Here is a 20,315-nt window from a genome sequence, read left to right as displayed (position 1 = left end):
TATGAGCTTTCGTAGCCGATTTAAGGATAGCTTTTTCCTAACATCTTTAATGCTTATTGCCAGCAGTATCAGTGGTTGTAGCGGTGGAGAAGAATTGAAAAGTCAAGTGAGTATTGATGGTGCAGCTGTAGGTTTTCCTATTTCTTTAGCAGTTGCAGAAGAATACGGTAAAGTTAAGCCTGAGGCTCAAGTTAGCGTTGCCTCAAGTGGCACTGGTGGTGGTTTCAGTAAATTTTGTAATGGCGATATTGATATAGCTGGTGCTTCTCGCACCATTAGAGATGAAGAAATCAAAAAATGTCAAAGTAAGAATATTCAATTTGTCGAGTTGCCTGTAGCTTTAGATGGCATCGCCGTGATTGCCAACCGTAAAAATAACTTTGCCAAATGTCTAACTATTAAGGAACTGGGCAAGATTTGGGGCGGCAAATCAGACGGCAAAATATTGGCATGGAATCAAGTTAATCCCAAGTTTCCTAACGAAAAGCTGAAGCTATATGCTCCATCTTCTGATACGGGAACATTCGATTATATGACTCAAGCTGTAACTGGCAAAGCCAAGAATGGCCGTACAGACTACACTGCCACTCAGAATCAAAACCTTCTCGTACAAGGGGTGTCAGGTGATGTAACAGCCTTGGGTTATGTTGGGATATCTTACTACATTCAAAATCAAGAAAAACTGAATCTAGTTGCTGTAGAAAGTCTTACAGGAAAGTGTGAAAAACCAGTTCCGGTAGATAATGTAATTAAAAACATCTATACACCTTTGTCTCGTCCTCTCTTCATCTATGTCAGCAAAAAATCTTTAGATACTAAGCCAGCAGTCAAAGAATTTGTAGATTTTTATCTAGAAAATTCTTGGAAGTGGGTAGATAGTGTAGGTTATGTAGCATTACCTGATGAAGCTTATCTCAAAGTCAAACAAAAATTTGCTACTGGTGAAACTGGGACAAAATTTAAAAAAGCAAAACCAGGTGAACCAATCACAAACTTTATTTAATTTAAGTCTCAGGCATAGTAGTTTAATTTTAGTGAGAAGCTAATTGTTTATGCAAAATACTAATTCTCAAGATGGTCTTTATCTACAATCCAGAGAATCACTGGATAAAAATCCATCTGAAGATATATCTGAAAAGATTGTGGCGGCAATTTTATTTGCTTGTGCTTTAGTTTCGGTTTTGACTACTTTTGGTATTGTCGTAATTATTTTTCAGGAGACATTCAGTTTTTTCCAAGAAGTTTCCTTTGCCAAATTCTTTCTTGATACTAAATGGACACCTCTATTTGCAGAGAAACATTTTGGCATTTGGCCCTTAATTAATGGCACTTTATTGACTACAGCTATTGCAATGGCAGTTGCTATTCCTCTAGGTTTGTCTTCTGCGATTTATTTAAGTGAGTATGCTCAACCCAAAGTAGCAGCTATTTTACGTCCGGCAGTGGAACTTTTGGCGGGAGTACCTACAGTAGTATATGGTTACTTTGCCCTGTTGTTCCTAACACCATTGCTGCGAAATGTTATCCCTCTGGAAATATTCAACGCTTTGAGTGCGGGGTTAATGATGGGGGTAATGATTACTCCTACTGTTGGTTCTATCAGCTTAGATGCCATCCGAGCAGTTCCGCGTTCTTTGCGAGAAGGATCTTATGCTTTAGGTATCACTAAACTGGAAACCATTTTTAAAGTAGTTCTACCAGCCGCACTTTCTGGAATCATCGCCTCGATTATTTTGGGTATTTCTCGAGCTGTGGGTGAAACAATGACTGTTCTCATCGCCGCTGGACAGCAACCAAGACTAACTATCAACTTTGCGGAATCAGTAGAAACAATGACAGCCTACATGGCACAAATTTCTGGTGGAGATAGTCCGCGTGGTAGCCTGAATTTCAAAACATTATATGCTGTAGGTGCTGTTTTATTTCTACTTACCCTTGCTTTGAATATTGTTAGTTTCTGGATTGCTAATCGCTTTAAGGAAAAATACGACTAAATAAATATGGCTACAAGTTATCAACAAAATGATTCTCTAGATTCTGCGGCAGAATTTACCGATAATGTTGAAAGTAGAGAAACATTGGGTAAAGTATTTGAAGTACTTTTTTTGTTAGGATTGCTGATTGGTTTATTTATCCTAGCGTTGCTACTTTTTGATATTTTGAAAGACGGATTAGGCAGATTTTTATCACCCGGCTTTCTCACGGAAACTCCTTCTCGTTTTCCTGACCAAGGTGGTATCCGTCCTGCAATTGTCAGCAGCATTCTTTTAGGGTTGGTTGTGATTTTAGTTACTGTCCCCATTGGTGTCGGAGCAGCTTTATATCTAGAAGAGTATGCACCTAAAGCTTGGTGGACAGCGATTATTGAGATTAATATTAGTAATTTGGCAGGTGTACCTTCTATTGTCTATGGATTGCTGGGTTTAGGGGTTTTCAATTATTTGCTTGGGTTTGGCCCTGCTTTGATTTCCGGTGCATTGACTTTATCTTTGTTGTCTTTACCAGTAATTATTGTGACAGCTAGAGAAGCAATTCGCTCTGTCCCAGATTCCCTGAGAAATGCTTCTTACGGATTAGGTGTCACAAAATGGCGAACTATTAGCAATCATGTCATACCTTATGCTGTTCCCGGTATTCTGACGGGGGTGATTATCTCTGTATCCCGCGCTATAGGTGATGCAGCCTCTCTGATTGTTGTTGGTGCTGTGGGTTTTCTCACCTTTAACCCTGGTTTGTTTCAGAGGTTTATGGCATTACCCATTCAAATTTACAGTTATATAACTCGTCCTGAACCGGGTTTTGCAAGTGCAGCAGCAGCCACAATTATTGCGTTGTTAATCTTGATTTTAGCTTTAAATGGTGTTGCAATTTATATTCGCCAACGCTTCTCAATAAATTAGGTAATTAAATATCTAATTTGGATAGATTCACAGATATTGGAGTTCAATCAAATGACTTATAGCAATAGTAGAAGTAAATCAGATAGTGCCACAATTGACCAAGATAATAGCGTCTTCAATGTTGAAGGTGTAAAGGTTTTGTATGGAGGATTTCTGGCACTTTTAGATGTATATCTTAAGATTCCTGAAAAACAAATTATTGCTTTTATTGGGCCTTCAGGATGTGGTAAAAGTACCTTACTGCGTTGCTTCAATCGGATGAATGATTTAATCCCTGGAGCAAAGGTTGAGGGTAGACTGAATTATCGCGATCGCAATATTTACGATCCTAAGATCAATTCTGTAAAATTACGCCGCCAAGTGGGAATGGTTTTTCAAAGACCGAATCCTTTCCCCAAGTCAATATACGAAAATATTTCCTTTGGGCCGCGGGCTAACGGTTATAAAGGTAACATTGATGAATTGGTGGAAGATTCCCTCAGACGCGCTGCTATCTGGGATGAAGTGAAAGATAAACTCAAAGAGAAGGGTACTGCATTATCTGGCGGACAACAGCAACGGCTTTGCATTGCGCGTGCGATCGCCATGAAGCCAGATGTATTATTAATGGATGAACCCTGTTCTGCTCTCGACCCAATTTCTAGCCGCCAAGTAGAAGAACTCTGCTTAGAACTCAAGGAGCAATACACCATCATTATGGTGACTCACAACATGCAACAAGCTTCTAGAGTCGCAGATTACACGGCTTTCTTCAATACAGAAATTGACGAGCATGGCAAACGTCGCGGAAAATTAGTTGAGTTTAATCCGACAGCGCAAATGTTCAGTTCTCCTCAAACGAAAGAAGCTGAGGATTATATCAGTGGACGGTTTGGCTAAAGAGGCATCACAGTAGAAGGGGAAAGGTAAGAGTCAAGTTCAGTTGTGAACTACTATTATTCTTTTGCCCTTTAACCTTTCCCTCCCGTACAAGCTGAGACTAGATAATATATATACATCTAACTACGAATTAAAGGCATACAGTGGAAATTCAAGAATTAAAAGCATTGATTAAAGAAACTATGCGTGAAGTTCTGCAAGAAGAAAGACTTCGCCTTTGCCAAATTCTTATTCCTTACATAAATGATGATGAGCAACGCGAACTTGAAGCTGAGTTTGGTGTACCTTCAGATGATGCTGAGGATGAAGTAATTGATATGACCGATTGGGTAAGATATGGCAATAAAATTTCGCAAAAAAGCGATTAAATTTTTAGAAAAAGCAAATCCCGAAGATGTCGAAAATATTCGGGAGCAAATAAAGCAAATTTTTATTGCTGTCGAAGACTAAGGTATTATCCCGTTTACAGAACTAGATATCAAAAAGATGAAAGGTGATTGGGAGGGATTTTACAGACTACGTATAGGTAAAAACAGAATTATTTTTACAGTCGATATTAATTCCAAAGACATCGAAATTTACGCTATTGGTACGAGAGGAGATGTTTAGAAAAATAATTCGTAATTAGTAATTTAATAACTGGGAATTACCAAAGTAATTCTGGAAAATATACTGAGGCTTGAAAGTACTAAACTGAAGTAACATTTTAGTTTAGTACTTATACTATGTATTATGTTTAAGCCTCTGTCATTTGCTTTAGTTGCAGCTACCATTCTAGTTGCATCAATCAATAATCCCAGTGCCACTTTCGCTCGAACTTGTGCCTCTAAGTGTGGGTCACACCAAATTCAATTTACACCTGGGCAACATATCCGAGTTGAAATTATAAATAGCACACCTAACCCGATCAAAATTCAAAAACCCTCTGGGACTGATGCAATATCTTTGAGTCCAGGGCAGAAATTGAGTTTAGAAGAAATAGAGGGTACGGAGCCAAATACATCTTTGATATTTTGGAGCGAAAAGGGTTTATCACTGCAAGCAATTGTCTCGAAACTTAATTTTGGCACATTGCGGCTGGAACTCCGTCCGACTTGGCGCTCTCCGGGCGATCGCTCGTTATATATTATGGATGATGGTAGGATAAACGTGTTTTAGATAGCAAATTAATGTTATTAGTTATGAGTTAAGAAATAACTTTCAATTCAACACTCATAACTGAAAACTCCTAACTTGTATTGTGCTAGACCGAGCTGTATCTGAACTATCAAAGCCTCGCAGGCGCTTACCCGATCAACGTTGGCAAATTTATCCACAAAAACCAGAATTTGCCCAAAATCTGGCGATTTTGACAAATATTTCCCCGATTGTCAGCCAGTTATTGATTAATCGGGGTATGGAAACACCAGAACAGGTACAAGCATTTTTAAATCCAGAGTCTTTAGTTTTGCCTTCGCCGTTAGAAGATTTCCCAGATTTGGCGATTAGTTTAGAGTTGTTGCAAAATGCGATCGCTTCTCAAACAAAAATTGCTATTTGTGGTGATTATGATGCTGATGGGATGACCAGCACTGCTCTACTTTTGCGTAGTCTCCGCACTTTGGGCGCACAAGTAGATTATGCTATTCCCAGCCGGATACACGAAGGTTATGGTATTAATAAACGCATAGTTGAAGAATTCCACAGCGAAGGTGTGGGATTAATTCTGACTGTAGATAATGGTATCTCTGCGTTTGAACCAGTCGCCAGAGCTAGAGAACTTGGTCTTGCGGTGATTATCACCGATCATCACGATATACCCCAAAAATTACCGCCAGCTAACGCTATCCTCAACCCTAAATTGATAGCTGAATCCTCACCTTATCGGGGTGTTGCTGGTGTTGGTGTTGCCTACATCTTGGCAGTTTCTCTAGCACAACAGCTAGGGCAGACTAAGGGCTTGATCCAGCCGATGCTAGCACTATTTACATTGGGAACGATCGCAGATTTAGCGCCTTTAACTGGCGTAAATCGTCGCTGGGTAAAACGTGGTTTACAGCATTTACCCAAATCCAACTTAGCTGGTGTACAGGCATTGATTCAGGTAGGCGGCGTGCAGGCGAGGGGAGACGGGGAGCAGGGGAGCAGGGGAGCAGGGGAAGCAGGGGGAGCAGGGGAGAAAAAATTCAATATTCCTAACTCCTCACTCCTCACTCCTAACTCCTCAAATCCAAAATCGCTCAAGCCTGAAGATATCGGGTTTCGTCTGGGGCCGCGCATTAATGCTATTGGTCGGATTGGTAATCCCCAGACTGTGATTGAATTGCTGACTACAGATGATATGGGAGTGGCGCTGGAAAGAGCAATGCAGTGCGAACAAATCAACGCTTCTCGCCAGGAGATGTGTCAGCAAATTGAACAAGAAGCGATCGCTTATGTAGAGACAGAATTTGTTGCGTCTCTACAAAAAGACCGTGTATTAGTTGTTGTTCAACCCAATTGGCATCATGGCGTTATTGGGATTGTCGCCTCTCGTTTGGTGGAACGCTACGGTGTTCCTGTATTTATTGGAACTTATGAAGATGAGGGACATATACGCGGTTCTGCACGCTCAATTCCAGAGTTTCATGTGTTTGAAGCTTTGGAATATTGTCACGATTTACTAGGGAAATTTGGCGGACACAAAGCAGCCGGGGGATTCTCTCTACCAGCAGAAAATTTACAGGTGTTGCGATCGCGTTTGATTGAGTTTGCTAACCAGTGTCTTGAACCCCAGCATCTCAAACCTCTGCTGAAAATTGATGCCGAAGTCAACCTTAATCACATCAATCAACAGCTTTATCAACAGCTTAATGCTCTACATCCCTGCGGTATGGACAACCCCGATCCAGTTTTCTGGACACCTAATGTTCAAGTGGTTGAGCAAAAAATTGTTGGTAAAGGTCACATCAAACTGACCGTTGCCCAAACTATTGATAATCAGGAGTATAAAATCAAAGCGATCGCTTGGCGTTGGGGCGACTACTTCCGCTTACCATCGCGAGTGGATATCGCTTATAAACTGCGAGAAAATTACTTTAACGGTAACACTAGCATTGAGCTAGAGTTGATAGGAGTCAGACTGCCAATTCAGATTCAACAATTTTTTGCTTCGCCACCTATTCAGTCAAGCACCACCTTTGAGTACAACCAGCGACAATATACTTGTGGTTTCTATAAAAATGGTATTAAAGCAGAATTAAGAATTAGAAATTCTGAAGGCAAAGTCTTAGCCATGCAGCCAGGACATATAATTGGTTTGCTGGGCACTAATCGTCAAAACGCTAAAGAAGTTGATATTTCTCAACCACAGTATGACAATATTATCCAAGCTGCCCTTCAGGCGTTATCAGTACTGAGTGCTGAGTTATGAGTTATGAGTTATGAATTCTTAATTAACTTCTCACTCCTAACTCTTAACTGTTAACTCCTTAGTCAGCACTCAGCACTCTTATAGGTTGCCGTTGCGAAATGCCAGCACAAATATTACTGCTGGCCCAGCAATCACGATCAGCGCCACGGACAACAATTGGAAAATAACTTCCCAATTGATACTGGTAAAAGCGTTAAACAAGTCAGACACAGCGTCAAACATTTTTCCTTTTCTCCTGCCAATAGTCTTAAAAAATTCAATAACTTAAATTAGAAAACCCGAAATCGATCATATATGGCTATGGACTGTTAAATTTAATTTACTTAACAAAATTATAAGAAAAGATATAAAAACGTAAAATAGGGGGATTGGGATTAAGGGAGAGGTGACAGGAAATAATCTGTACCCTATTCCCTGTCCCCTATTCCCTTCTTCAATCCCTAATTAAAAATGTCAACTTGGCAATGTGTAAAGCAATGTGGAGCCTGTTGTAATCTCGATCCAGCAGAGCGTCCAGACTTGGAAGAGTACCTCTCTCCATCAGAACTAGAACTCTACCTCAGCATGGTAGGCGAAGGAGGATGGTGCGTTAATTTCGACCATACCACGCGAGAATGTCGCATTTACCCCAATCGTCCCCGCTTCTGCCGTGTGGAATCAGAAGTGTTTCAAGATATGTATGGGATTGAACCAGAAGAAGTCAACGATTTTGCTATTGACTGCTGTCGCCAGCAAATAGAAGGAGTTTATGGCGATCGCAGTTTAGAAATAATACGCTTCGACCAAGCTGTTGGCCTTTGACATCCAACCCTGCTTTTTTTGTGTGAGATTGCAATTTATGACAAAAATCTGAGAAAATGATAGAAATATGAAAACACCCTAGCAACCAAAACTACTGCTTGTGAAACTTGATTCTGCACCTTTGGAGATTTCTGACATATCTCACACTGAGATCGAGCTAGAACTGGAAGACAGCAATGATTTTAACTTAACTCCTGCGATCGCTCCCTTGGTTCGGCCTGTAATTGCTGATAGTCCTCAAAAGCAGCAATCAACGCTAGTAGTTTTTGGTACGACTTTTGTAACCATTTTTCTAGCAGAAATTGGAGATAAAACTCAGCTATCCACTTTGTTAATGAGCGCACAATCTCATTCGCCGTGGGCGGTATTTATCGGCTCGGCGGCAGCGCTAATAACTACCAGCTTATTAGGTGTACTTTTAGGTAGTTGGATAGCCAGCCGACTCAGCCCAAAAACTGTAGAAAAATCAGCTGGCGTGATGTTATTGGTAATTTCTCTAATGCTGTTTTGGGATGTATTCCAAGGTTAGTTACAAGTTAGGAGTTAGGAGTAGAGACGCGATTAATCGCGTCTGTACAAGAATTAGGAATTAGAAGTTAGTAGTTATTCTCCCTCATCTTCCCCATTCCCCATCAATTATATGGATTGGCATCTTTTAGGACTTAGCTTTATTACGGTTTTTTTATCAGAATTGGGTGACAAAAGTCAGCTAGCGGCGATCGCACTTTCAGGACGTTCTAATTCTCCACGTGCAGTGTTTTTTGGTGCAGCAGGCGCATTGCTGTTGACAAGTTTGTTGGGATCGTTAGCAGGGGGTGCAGTAGCCGAATTATTACCTACACGGGTTTTAAAAGCGATCGCGGCTGTAGGATTTGCCATTCTTGCTGCACGTCTGCTGTTATTTAACAATGAACCATCGGCAGATTCTGAACAAACACCTTGAAGAAGAATTCAGAATCCAGGAATCAGAATTAGTCTTTGTGGGCGATTGGAAGGCGCCAAGGTTTTAAACCAATCTCACTTAACCAGACTTGAATTCATACTGAATTCTGACCGGAGCTAACGGAAACGTCTCCGGCTTTGCTCCTGAGTTCTGAATTCTTTTTTACAAACGTTCCCAAGCAGTTCCTTTGTAGCCGTATTGAAAAATTTCTGGATGCAAAATTTCTGCCAAAATTTCTAGCGAATCTACCAGTCGCGGCCCTGGACGATTGAAATAAGAATTGCCATCGGTAATGTAGACTCTACCAGTTTCGGTAGCGTGTAGTTTTTCCCACTCTGGACGTTGAGTTAATAAATTGGCTTCTTTGCGAGTGCGGTTTAAATCAAAGCCACAAGGCATAAAAATAATTATATCGGGATTAGTTGTTACTAGTGTTTCCCAAGGCAAGATCGGAGAAGGCTGACCTGTAGCGCAAAATAAAGACTGTCCTCCTGCTAAGTTAACTAATTCAGGAATCCAATTAGCAGCGATCATCAAAGGATCGGTCCACTCGATACAAGCGACAGTAGGCAGTTCATCTAAAGAAAGTCCTTGGATTTTTTGCTGACAAATTTTGACGCGAGCTTCTAAATTTTCTAAGACTTTTACCGAGTCTACGCCAAAGGTGTTACTGATTCGTTCAATGTCAGCCCAAACATCCTGGAGAATATTGGGTTGTAAAGAAATAATCTGAGGTTTACTGTCAATGAGTGTAGCAACTGCCTTTTCAACATCGTGTAAGCTGACAGCACAAACGTCGCACTGGTCTTGAGTGAGAATGTGGGTAGGCTGCAATTGCTCTAAAACATCTGTTTTGATTTCATAAATACTCAGAGCAGATTGCAATAAATTGTTCACGTCGTCGTGAATTTGGCTGCTGGAGGCATCACTATTTAAACGTGCTTGGGTACAAATGGGACGATTGAGGATTTCTGGAGGATAATCGCATTCGTGCGATCGCCCCACAATAGCATTAACCAACCCTAGTGTCGCTAAAATCTCCGTTCCACCGGGAATTAGGGAAACAATTCTTACATCACTATCTGTCATCGCTCCACCTCCGCAAAAGCTGCCGTTACCTTAAGTTTGGCAGAATTTGAGCCATTAAGTATCTTTCTCTAGGAGAATCAAGGGTATTTTGCTAATCAGTACTCAGCAAGAAATTGTACTAGCGATTGGGTATTGAGAAAAGTCTTTAGCACTCCCCAGTTTCAAATAAAAAATACTATACTACTTATACTACTTGATAGTAAAATTACTTAATAATGAAATTACTAGAAATGCTAATTACCCCCTGGCAAAAATTATTGGTATGAAGTAACAGAAGTAATCAGCAAAATCTAGCTTATAACTAATTAGCCAGAATCATAAAATTTAGTTAGAAAAATTATACTTTCCGGTTATGAAAAACCATAGCAAGTAATTGTAGTTATACAAAGACAGTTCTACTTTTTCCGTAGAACTGCAAGTCCAAATTATTTCTTCTTGAGGGCAACTAATGCAGGTGGTGTCAGCTAGAAATATAACAGAGCACAACCAGGCCCAAGAGGCTTTACGAATCAGAGAAAGTAGTCGGCGAAAACAAAGCCAGATGCTGGTGCAACTGGCAAGAAGCAAGACATTTCAGCAAGGTAATCTCAATGCGGTGTTGAGGGAAATTACAGAAACTGCTGCTCAGACGCTGTTAGTAGAGCGAGTTGGGGTATGGTTATATAATGAAGAACGTTCAAAAATTGAATGCATTGATTTGTATAATGTCAGGACTAAGAAGCATACCTTTGGTAACTTGCTTTTAAAAACAAATTTTCCTGCTTATTTCCAGGCTTTAGAAGAGGAGCGTACTATTGCCGCAGATGATGCCAGAAACGATCCCAGAACCCAAGAATTATCCGAGTCTTATCTTTCAGTTTTAGGCATCACATCTATACTAGACGCACCAATTTGGCTAGAGGGTCATTTGATAGGCGTAGTTTGTCACGAACACATAGGTGAAGGTCGCCAATGGACTTTAGAAGAAGAGAGTTTTGCTGGCTCAATTGCAGATTTTGTGACACTGGCTATAGAAGCGAGCGAGCGAAACGTCGTACAGGAAGCACTGCGACAGAGTGAGGCACAATTTCGGGCGATTTTTGAGCGTTCCTCTATCGGCATTGGCCTAATAGATATGAAAGGGCAGATAGTTGATACCAATCTGGCATTATGCCAGATTTTAGGATACAGCCGAGAAGAGTTATACGGCAAATGCTTTACAGATTACATTTCCATAGAAAAGGAGGATTTAAAACTTTACAAACAACTGATGTCAGGAATTCGCACAGACTTAAAGAGAACTTCAAGGGACGGTTTACAACCCTCCAGACATCAAAAACAGCTTGTTGAAAGACATCGTATTGAGATAGAAAGATGCTGCCAGCATCAAAATGGTAACTTACTTTGGACTCATATCTCTGTTTCTGTTATACCAGGCAGCAATAGTAAACCTGAGTTTTTTCTAGCGATGATTGAGGATATTACTGAACGTAAGCAAACAGAGTTGAAACTACGTGCCTCTCAAGAAGCAGCAGAAGCTGCCAATCGAGCAAAAACTGAATTTTTAGCAACCATGAGCCATGAGTTGCGGACACCTCTCAATGCGATTATGGGTTTGTCACAGTTACTGCAACAAGAAATAGTTGGCTCTCTGAATGAAAAGCAAAACGAATATATAAGTTGTATATATAGTAGTGGCGAACACCTGCTGGCAGTGATTAACGATATTCTTGACTTATCAAAGGTAGAAGCAGGCAAAGAGGAACTGTTACTATCATCTTTATCAGTGGCAGATATATGTAATTATGCCATCTGGACAGTGCGCGATCGCGCCTCAGAAAAGGGATTGCAACTCACACATGAAATTGACCAAGAAGCTGATATTTGCATTGCTGATGAGCGGCGCATCAAGCAAATGCTACTCAACCTGCTCACTAATGCTATTAAATTTACCCCAGCAGGCGAAGTATCGCTGGTAGTCAAAAAAGTGCCACAAGGGATAACGTTTACAGTTTCAGATACTGGCATTGGTATAGACTCAAGTCAGTTTCAATTTTTATTTGAACCGTTTAAACAGCTTGACAGTCGGTTAAATCGGCAGTATGAAGGCACTGGTTTAGGTTTAGCTTTGACGCGGAAATTAGCGCGTTTACATGGTGGAGATGTTACCGTGACATCAACTTTAGGAAAGGGCAGTCAGTTCACTCTGTTTCTACCAAATCCAGAGCATCCGGAAAATGGGGAAGATGAGACAAATCATCTCGATGAGACAGAAGAGGAAGCAAATACCTCGTCCTCCTCTTCTTCAGGCATCTCCACAAATAAAACTATTTTGCTTGTAGAAGAAGAGGAAAACACAGCAACAGTATTGCAAGATTATCTCCACACAATTGGCTACCAAGTCAAGTGGATAGATAATGCTAACGACTTTTTGAAACAGATACAAAGCTTCCAACCAGATTTAGTTTTTTTTGATTTGCAGTTAGTAAAAGATGTTCATATCTGGAATTTGCTGAATATCCTTAGAAAAGAGCCTTATCGGGAACATTTACCGATTGTGATGATGACCTTTAGCGAACCTTTAGAGGAGGAAATCGCCATGCTACCAGGTAGTTTTGATGACTACCTGATCAAGCCAATTCGTATAGTCCAGCTAGAGTCAATTTTAATGAAATATTTTAGTTAATTGCTCATAAAATACATTTTCATTTGAACAATTAGTGAAAAAACACTATATAATTGTAATTAAAATGTGAAAATACTTTTCTCATTTTCACATCGCAAATACAGCTTATTCAAATATTTATCGTTCTAGAAAATCCAGTTTTTTGTATAAATATTTCATATATTATTGAGCATGAATTACGACTTCTGGAATATGTTGTTTAGCTATCACTAGGACATTTTCAATAATTTTCTTACCAATACTTTGCTCTCTAATTGTCGATAAAACAGCTAATCTTTCTATTTTGGCAGTTTTATCATCTAAATATCTGATTCTAGCAGTACCTACAGCTTCCACATTAAAGAAGCAATTAGACGCTCGAATATTTCATCTTTGCCATCAAATTATCAAGCGGGATCTACCCTTATTCTTTTTGAAAAACTAATACCAATTCAATTAATGATTGCAACACATCCTTGGGTAAAGACGCGACGCCAGTCGCTACAACGGGGGGAACCCCCGCAACACGCTGGCTCATGAATCGCGTCTCTACAAATGGTCTATTTGTCGCATTCTTTTTTAAAATTGGTATAATTTTCTAATTATTTAAATTGCCGGAAAATCTTTAGGTAATTCAGCAACTTTTATAACTAAATTACTCATTAAACTCTGTTTGATGTTACTACCTATTGTAGTTTAACGTGAGTTTGATGTACCTCTCCCTACTTTGAACGAAAGTGCAAGCCTGTCCCTCTCGTAGTCGGAGCTACGGTGTACACACAAGTCCTTCTGACCCCCTCTAACTCCCCCTTGGTAAGGGGGACCGGATAATTTTCCCCCAATGCATCGGGGGAATTAAGGTTGGTAAATCCAGGATTGGGGGTTCATTACCAAGATGTGTATACACCGTAGGAGTCGGAGAGGGAGCGTTTTACGCAGTCAAATCAGGAACAGGTGTTTTGATTGTGCTAATTAGACAGACACGATATGAGCCGTAGATTTCACATTAGTTTAATCTGCTCCTTCAATTGGTGCAAAACCTTGACGTTGAATATTTTCTGTCACCGCGCGTGGTTCTAAAAATTGCAGTAAGTAATCAGGGCCGCCTGCTTTAGAACCTACTCCCGAAAGTTTGAATCCACCAAAGGGTTGCCGTCCAACGATCGCTCCGGTAATATTGCGGTTGATGTACAAATTACCGACTTCAAATTCTGTCTGTGCCTGCTGAATGTGCGAAGGTGTTCGAGAATAAAGTCCGCCAGTTAAGGCGTAATTTGTACCGTTGGCGACTGCTAACGCTTCCTGGAAATCTTTCACCCGAATTACCGCCAGCACAGGGCCAAAAATTTCTTGCTGAGAAATTACCGCATTGGGCGATACTTCACTAAAGATGACTGGGCCAATAAAGTAGCCTTGTTCGGGTGCTGGTAATTCCAACGCCACTTCTGCTTCTGCCTTACCTTTTTCAATATACTCGCGGATGCGATCGCGGGCATTAGCATCAATCACCGGCCCAACTTGGGTACTCGGTAACTCTGCTTCCCCAATGTTCAACGATTTTGTCGCTTCTACCAACCGTTGCACAAAGGTATCATAAATCGGTTCCAGCACAATCACCCTGGAAGCAGCAGAACATTTTTGGCCGCTGTAACCAAATGCCGACTGCACCACTCCGACAACAGCTTGGTCTAAATCAGCACTTTCATCGACAATAATGGCATTCTTGCCACCCATTTCCGCAATCACCCGTTTCATGTGTTTCTGTCCGGGTTTCAATATTGCGGCTTCTGCGTAAATTCGACAGCCGACTTCTTGGGAACCCGTAAAAGCAATTACATGAGTATCTGGATGATTTACCAAATAAGCGCCAACTTGCGAACCCTTACCAGGTACGTATTGAAATACACCTTTGGGAAAACCAGCGTCTACCAAGATTTCTGCGAGTTTTGCTGCAATTACAGAAGATGTTTCCGCAGGTTTGAGGAGAGTGCAATTGCCCGAAACTAAAGCTGCAACAGTCATTCCACAAGCGATCGCTAGCGGGAAATTCCAAGGAGAAATCACTACAGCAATTCCTCGTGGCTGATAAATATAACGATTAGTTTCACCAGGTATGTCATAATTCACACCTTCATCTAACCGTTCAATCTCGTCAGCGTAGTAACGACAAAAGTCTATCGCTTCTGAAACTTCTCCATCAGCTTCCTTAACTGGTTTCCCAACTTCCAGAACTATCCAAACTGAAAGTTCAGCGCGGCGGAGTTCCATCAAATCACCCGCTTTCCGCAAAATATCAGCGCGTTGTTTAGCTGGTGTTTTCTTCCATTTAGGAAACGCCGCTTTCGCAGCTTGCATCGCCTGTTCTGCTTGTTCAACGCTAATCAACCCAACTTTACCAATTACCTCGCTGAACTTAGAAGGATTCAGAGAATCAACAAATTCCGGCGGATTAACATATTCGCCATTAATCAGTGGTAAATAAGTTTTACCCAACTGTTGACGAACGCTTTGGAAAGCTTGCGCCGCCTTCTTTCTCACCTCTTCTTCAGCGTAATCGGTATCAGCAGTACCGAGGAAATGAGAGTGAGGAGTTAGGAGTGAGGAGCGATGCCCTGAGCCTGCCGTTCGCGCAGCGTCTCGTAGAGAAGGGTTAGGAGTTAAAGAGTTTTTTTCTTCTTTGACAATCGGCGGTGCTAATAATTCTTCAATCGGCCGATTTTCAAGATTTTGCCGTAAAAAAGAACTATTAGCGGTATTTTCCAGCAATCGGCGAATTAAATACGCCATCCCCGGCAATAATTCACCGTAAGGACAGTAAACTCTGACTCGATAACCTTTATCAACCAAAGCCTTGGCAACTTTATCACCCATACCGTAGAGGACTTGCAACTCAAAGCGACGGCGGGGGACATTTAAACTTTCAGCGATGGCAATAGCGCGAGAGTGCGATCGCACATTATGGCTACCAATGGCAGAATAGACATATTGATGATTTTCTAGCAATAACTGAGTGATGGTTTCAAAGTTAGCATCAGTTGCGGCTTTGTCGTTGTAAACTGGCTGTGGCCAATGCTTTTGGGCTGCTTTGATCGTTTCTTGATCCCAATATGCGCCTTTCACCAAGCGGATTGTTAGGGGATAACCGCGTTCTTTTAACCAGGAAATTATGTCTTTGGCATCTTGTTCGCTATCACGCAGATATGCTTGAATTGTCATGCCAATATCTGTGCGTTGCCGAAATTCTTCTTCTAGTAACAGTTTTTTCAGAATGCTGAGAGTTATGTCCTTATAAGCATACTGTTCCATATCAAAATGTACAGCTGCGCCTAATTCTTTAGCACGACGTAAGAGAATCCGAATGCGATCGCTAACTCGTTCCTCACTACCTTTAGCATCTAATGGGTCAAATTGGGAATAAAATGCCGTTAATTTCACAGAAACCTGAACTTTTGGGATCGGTTCGCCATCAGCCTCATCAATCGCCGGAATAACTGCCCAATTCTTCGATGCTTCCACCAATTGTTGCATTAATTCTAGATAGCGTTCTAGATAAGACTGCGCTTCCGCTTCGGTAATTACAGCTTCACCAAGTAAATCGATGGTGAAAGCCATTTTTTCTTTTCGCAGTCGTTCAACTGTTTTAATGACTTGTTTGATATTTTCCCCAGAAATATATTTATGGGCAAGTGTCTCAACTGCTGTCCCAACAGTTGTAGCAGCAACTTGTCCAGGCATCGAGTCGGGGTTAGCAAAGTTTAGCATTCCCTTCAAAGCTGCCGGCAATTCTACAGATTCATCGCCTAAATATTCTTGTAAATGTGAGGCAATTTCTGATTTACTGTGCAAAGCAGGTAGCGTATCTATAAAGCGAAATAGTTGCACCCGCAAGCCAGGGTTACTCATGGCCCAAGCTAGTAATTTATCATCCCAACGCATTTGATCCCGCAGGGAAGAAAAAAACGAACGATTTTCCTGCGTTGCGGCTAGAAGTTGTTTAGCAATTTCTTGGGTTTTAGCTTCGTAGGTGCTTGTTTGTACTTGTAATACCACTGATAATAACTCCGTTAATCAAGGCAAGGCTTTTTGTACAAAGCCTGTGTCTCTATTTTGACGCTTTCATCTAGCTGTCACCATTATGTAGAATTCGTAATCGACGACAGATGTGGATTAAATAGATAAAAACTGCTATAAACTCGACTATGACAACGCACTTAACAATGCCCGCTTAAATTCAGCTGCACTCTTAAAGTGAATTTCTGGCTTATCAACCAACGCCAAATCAATCACCTGCGCTAGGGGTTGCATAATTGTTGCATCTCGTTGGCGAATTGGTATGGGATTATTCTGTAAAACTGCCAGAAAAGGATCGCCTGTGAAGTTGCGGGGGAAACAACCTGTTAGCATATTGTAGAGACAAGCCGCAACTGCCCAAATATCTACCTCCGGTTGGGCATATTTAAAGTTAAGCACCTGCTGTCGCGGCATGAAAACAGGAGTACCCGCTTGAGTCCCAGTCAAAGTTTGACCACTTAAACCAGCCAAGTCAAAGGCTTTAGATAAGCCGTAATTACCGATTTTTGCGACCAGCTTTCCGTCAATCTTAGTCAAGAAGATATTACTCGGTTTGAGGTCGCGGTGAACTATACCTTTACCTTTGCCAAACTTCCCATCAGCCAGTTTGACATAAGGAAGTTCAACATTGTGGGCATATTCTAAAGCGTCTAAAATTTGGAGAATAATCGGTACTGCAATATCAACAGACAATCGCCCACCCAGTTGTTGCATGAAATCCCATACAGTACCGCCCTCACAATATTCCATTGTAAAAAAGAAGATAATTTCCGAGAAGCCAGAATCCATGAGTTGCACTACATGAGGATGTTGCAATGCCTTAGTGTTTTCAGTCTCCCGGAGAAACATCTGCACAGCGAAGTCATTCGCCGCCACTGCTGGTAACATGACCTTTAAGGCTATGAACTTGCCAGACTGATTGTGCTGTGCTAAATAAACTTCTCCGAATTCACTCGTGCTGAGAAGTTTGACAATATTATAACCGCTAATTGCTTTGAGATTGCGATCGCCACTCTCAGCCAATTTCAGAAAGTATCTGATGATGTCTAAGCAATAAACTTGTTGTACTGGGTTATTTTTGACAGTAACATCGTCAGGGATGAAGGTTGGTAGATTTACTTCATCTGGATGTATTTCTATACTAACTTTAAAGACAGTGTGACCTAAGTTAATTTCGTCGCCTGTTCGTAAATCATACTCTGGAAAGTGGCATTTTACAGCTTCTTCAGCCGTTTGATTTCGTTGGCGTTGTCCAATATTTTTACCGTTAATGTAAGTGCCATTTTTACTACCAAAGTCCCGCACCCGAATATCAGGAGGATTAATATCCAGTAAACAGTGATAGCGGGAGATGCCCCGATGATTCCGATCATCTGGTAACTGAGGATTGCAATCTGAACTTCTACCGATTATGCAGCTACTGCGGCAATCAAAAATATATTGCTGTCCTAATAATTGTCCTTGAATAACGGTAAGGATGATTTTAGCTGGCATCTGAACAATAAAAAATTAATGCCCACAATCATAACTTACCTGTATCAGATATCACAGTAGTGAACCACTGATGTCCCGCAAAGTATCTGAGATTAAATCCGGTTGAATACTGATTACAAATCTTGATGAAAAAGAAAACACCTAAAACCCCACATAAAACTTTTACCTGTCGCTGCTGGAAGTCTTCTTTACTTTGTTGAATATGGTTGAGGGTTTTAATAACAACTAATTTACCTGTATGCTGTTCTATGGCGCTATAGGTGACACCAAAGCCACCGCCACCAAGGACTTTTTGTATAATGAATCTTCCGTTGTCCAGATGTTGATTGGGCGTCCAAAGTTTCATTGATTTATAACTAGATTTATAACTTGTAAATATATTCGCGTGAACTCACTCTTAACCCTTTACTACAAGTAAGGGGAAGAAAATTTTTCCCCTCTTTCTCGTAGCCGAGTTAGAAGATGAGGTTCTACTTGAAGTCTTCTACTGCTGTTTTAACAGTATGTACTTATTTTTTCCAATACTCAGAATGGGTATACTGCCTCTATGCCTACAGAAAACTTTATGGATATTTTATTTTATAACTGGCAACACACACTCCAACCCTTTGGCGTTGACCAGGTAGCGGCTGAGAAAGCCTTTAATCTCTTGGTAGAAGCTTACTCTACCCCTGGTCGCTATTACCATACACTGAAACACATCGATCGCGTTCTCAGCACAATTGAGATTTTGCAAGGCTATGCCAACAACTTAGCTGCTGTTCAACTAGCTGCCTGGTTTCACGATGTAGTGTATGACACTGAAGCCAAAGATAACGAAGAACGAAGTGCAGACTATGCTTTTGAATTGCTGAATAATTTGGGTATTCCAGAAAGTATCATAATTACTGTCACCCGTCTGATTCTGAACACTAAAAACCACCAAGCTGCGGTAAATGACTATGATAGCCAAGTCCTAGTTGATGCAGATTTAGCGATTTTGGCTACTAACCCAGTTGATTATAAAGAATACGCCCATGCTATTCGTCAGGAATATGGCTGGGTAGCAGAGGCAGATTATATCACAGGTCGTCAGAAAATTTTAGAACGATTTTTACAGCGATCGCGTATTTATCTTACACCTTTAATGTCAGAGTTTGCCGAACCATCTGCTCGTGGCAATATCCAGGCAGAAATTCAATCTTTATCGCTTGGTTAGTTTGATAAAAATTTCAAGTCTTGGGAACCAGGACTCCCTATCAAAGCAGCGAATGTAAGACCAATAAAACAAGGAGTTCTGAAGGCTATCCCTGATGAATTGGCAGACCTAACACCATACCGCAAGCGCGGTTGGTGTCTGGTAATTTACCGTCTGCCACCACCACGATGAGGTACTTCAGGCACTTCAGTATTTTCTAGCTTTCTTTTTGGTGCAAACATTTCTTGATGTTGTTGCTGTTGAATTTTTTGCTGTGCAAATTTTACGCGGGTACGAACTCCCACATCGGCATCAGTATCAAGTATTTGCTGAAGTTGATTTGTAATCCGCGATGCTTGCTCTGGTAAAGTGACTGCTATGGCAATTGCTAGTGCCTCTAAACTCGTCACTGCTGCATAGCGCACTATCCACTCTGGATCTTGAGAAATTACTAATAGTGCCTCTAATACCTGAGTCTGAACAGATTCCACTTTCTCAGCAGGTAGTTGCTGCCAACGTAAAGTGCCTAATCCCCTAGCAGCTGCTCGCCGCACACTTAAGGAAAAATCGTTTTTTGCTGCCTCTAATAAGGTATCTAGCGCCCGAACATCGCCAATTCCCGCTAAGGCACGAATCGCCCAGGCTCTCGCACTGTAGTTGTAGTCATCAATTAGTTCCAATAGTGATGGTACTGCGACTTCGCCGATCGCAATTAGTCCATCTACTGCTGCCACTGCTGCCCCTGGATTGTTGTAGCCCAAAGCTGCAATCAGAGTGGGAACAGATTCTTCAATACCAGCTGCCGCTAACTCCTGAACTGCGTCTAATAAGCGATCCGAAGAGTCTGCTTCTTCCACAGCACGAATTAATATTTGGGCAAGGTCACTGTTATTCATAATAAGCCATCAGTCATTAGGGATCTGCCA

The 20,315-nt window shown here is 41.2% G+C and carries 18 protein-coding genes and 1 pseudogene; 12 read left to right on the top strand and 7 right to left on the bottom strand.

All coding sequences use genetic code 11. From position 1 onward, the window contains the following. Position 1 precedes the first annotated feature (1 nt). From ACR5KR_RS15240 to ACR5KR_RS15210, 7 genes are all read left to right on the top strand, one after another. Positions 2-1,003, top strand: a complete 1,002-nt coding sequence (locus ACR5KR_RS15240) for a PstS family phosphate ABC transporter substrate-binding protein (RefSeq protein ID WP_448267102.1) — start codon at positions 2-4, stop codon at positions 1,001-1,003. Positions 1,004-1,052: 49 nt separating this feature from the next. Next, on the top strand, positions 1,053-1,994 hold the full coding sequence (gene pstC, locus ACR5KR_RS15235) for a phosphate ABC transporter permease subunit PstC (RefSeq protein ID WP_448267101.1): 942 nt from the start codon (positions 1,053-1,055) through the stop codon (positions 1,992-1,994). A gap of 6 nt (positions 1,995-2,000) precedes the next feature. Then, positions 2,001-2,900: a phosphate ABC transporter permease PstA gene (gene pstA, locus ACR5KR_RS15230; protein WP_445631646.1), complete on the top strand. Its 900-nt coding sequence runs from the start codon at positions 2,001-2,003 to the stop codon at positions 2,898-2,900. Positions 2,901-2,951: 51 nt separating this feature from the next. Next, a complete protein-coding gene (gene pstB, locus ACR5KR_RS15225; RefSeq protein WP_448267100.1) occupies positions 2,952-3,779 on the top strand; it encodes a phosphate ABC transporter ATP-binding protein PstB in 828 nt (275 codons plus the stop codon). A gap of 143 nt (positions 3,780-3,922) precedes the next feature. Beyond that, entirely contained in the window at positions 3,923-4,147 is a 225-nt protein-coding gene (locus ACR5KR_RS15220) for a hypothetical protein (protein ID WP_334817945.1), read from the top strand. Between the two features lie 364 nt (positions 4,148-4,511). Then, on the top strand, positions 4,512-4,937 hold the full coding sequence (locus ACR5KR_RS15215) for a hypothetical protein (RefSeq protein ID WP_448267099.1): 426 nt from the start codon (positions 4,512-4,514) through the stop codon (positions 4,935-4,937). An 82-nt stretch (positions 4,938-5,019) separates the two neighbouring features. Then, on the top strand, positions 5,020-7,170 hold the full coding sequence (locus ACR5KR_RS15210; RefSeq protein WP_448267098.1) for a single-stranded-DNA-specific exonuclease RecJ: 2,151 nt from the start codon (positions 5,020-5,022) through the stop codon (positions 7,168-7,170). Positions 7,171-7,248: 78 nt separating this feature from the next. Here ACR5KR_RS15210 and psb30 read toward each other — a convergent pair whose 3' ends face one another. Further along, a complete protein-coding gene (gene psb30 / locus ACR5KR_RS15205) occupies positions 7,249-7,392 on the bottom strand; it encodes a photosystem II reaction center protein Ycf12/Psb30 (RefSeq protein WP_069068686.1) in 144 nt (47 codons plus the stop codon). Positions 7,393-7,620: 228 nt separating this feature from the next. On the opposite strand from psb30, the gene ACR5KR_RS15200 reads away from it, so the two are divergent. The 3 genes from ACR5KR_RS15200 (at position 7,621) to ACR5KR_RS15190 (ending at position 8,914) form a co-directional block, all read left to right on the top strand. Then, positions 7,621-7,971 (top strand): YkgJ family cysteine cluster protein, encoded by a 351-nt coding sequence (locus tag ACR5KR_RS15200; protein ID WP_445631650.1) that lies wholly within the window; start codon positions 7,621-7,623, stop codon positions 7,969-7,971. Between the two features lie 100 nt (positions 7,972-8,071). Next, on the top strand, positions 8,072-8,500 hold the full coding sequence (locus ACR5KR_RS15195; RefSeq protein ID WP_445631651.1) for a TMEM165/GDT1 family protein: 429 nt from the start codon (positions 8,072-8,074) through the stop codon (positions 8,498-8,500). A 111-nt stretch (positions 8,501-8,611) separates the two neighbouring features. Further along, entirely contained in the window at positions 8,612-8,914 is a 303-nt protein-coding gene (locus tag ACR5KR_RS15190; protein ID WP_099100177.1) for a TMEM165/GDT1 family protein, read from the top strand. Between the two features lie 162 nt (positions 8,915-9,076). On the opposite strand, the gene ACR5KR_RS15185 is transcribed toward ACR5KR_RS15190, so the two are convergent. Beyond that, entirely contained in the window at positions 9,077-10,003 is a 927-nt protein-coding gene (locus ACR5KR_RS15185; protein WP_445631652.1) for a cobalamin-binding protein, read from the bottom strand. A gap of 448 nt (positions 10,004-10,451) precedes the next feature. Between ACR5KR_RS15185 and ACR5KR_RS15180 the strand changes: the two genes are divergently transcribed. Then, positions 10,452-12,668 carry a hybrid sensor histidine kinase/response regulator gene (locus ACR5KR_RS15180; RefSeq protein WP_448267097.1) on the top strand — a complete coding sequence of 739 codons (2,217 nt, stop codon included), beginning with the start codon at positions 10,452-10,454 and terminating at the stop codon, positions 12,666-12,668. A 165-nt stretch (positions 12,669-12,833) separates the two neighbouring features. Here the strand turns inward: ACR5KR_RS15180 and ACR5KR_RS15175 are convergent. From ACR5KR_RS15175 to ACR5KR_RS15160, 4 genes and pseudogenes are all read right to left on the bottom strand, one after another. Then, a pseudogene (locus tag ACR5KR_RS15175) lies at positions 12,834-13,051 on the bottom strand (GNAT family N-acetyltransferase); the annotation flags it as partial. A gap of 607 nt (positions 13,052-13,658) precedes the next feature. Then, entirely contained in the window at positions 13,659-16,697 is a 3,039-nt protein-coding gene (gene pruA / locus ACR5KR_RS15170) for an L-glutamate gamma-semialdehyde dehydrogenase (protein ID WP_448267096.1), read from the bottom strand. A gap of 147 nt (positions 16,698-16,844) precedes the next feature. After that, positions 16,845-18,212 carry a protein kinase domain-containing protein gene (locus tag ACR5KR_RS15165; protein WP_448267095.1) on the bottom strand — a complete coding sequence of 456 codons (1,368 nt, stop codon included), beginning with the start codon at positions 18,210-18,212 and terminating at the stop codon, positions 16,845-16,847. 28 nt (positions 18,213-18,240) lie between these two features. Continuing rightward, a complete protein-coding gene (locus tag ACR5KR_RS15160) occupies positions 18,241-18,558 on the bottom strand; it encodes a hypothetical protein (RefSeq protein WP_448267094.1) in 318 nt (105 codons plus the stop codon). 201 nt (positions 18,559-18,759) lie between these two features. On the opposite strand from ACR5KR_RS15160, the gene ACR5KR_RS15155 reads away from it, so the two are divergent. Beyond that, on the top strand, positions 18,760-19,410 hold the full coding sequence (locus ACR5KR_RS15155; protein WP_445631658.1) for an HD domain-containing protein: 651 nt from the start codon (positions 18,760-18,762) through the stop codon (positions 19,408-19,410). Between the two features lie 146 nt (positions 19,411-19,556). Here the strand turns inward: ACR5KR_RS15155 and ACR5KR_RS15150 are convergent, their stop codons facing one another. After that, positions 19,557-20,285: a HEAT repeat domain-containing protein gene (locus ACR5KR_RS15150; RefSeq protein WP_445631659.1), complete on the bottom strand. Its 729-nt coding sequence runs from the start codon at positions 20,283-20,285 to the stop codon at positions 19,557-19,559. Positions 20,286-20,315 lie beyond the last annotated feature (30 nt).

It is taken from the genome of Nostoc sp. DSM 114159, from assembly GCF_053470285.1.
The sequence above is the reverse complement of the archived record's forward strand: the minus strand, read 5'-3'. Positions and strand labels throughout refer to the sequence as shown.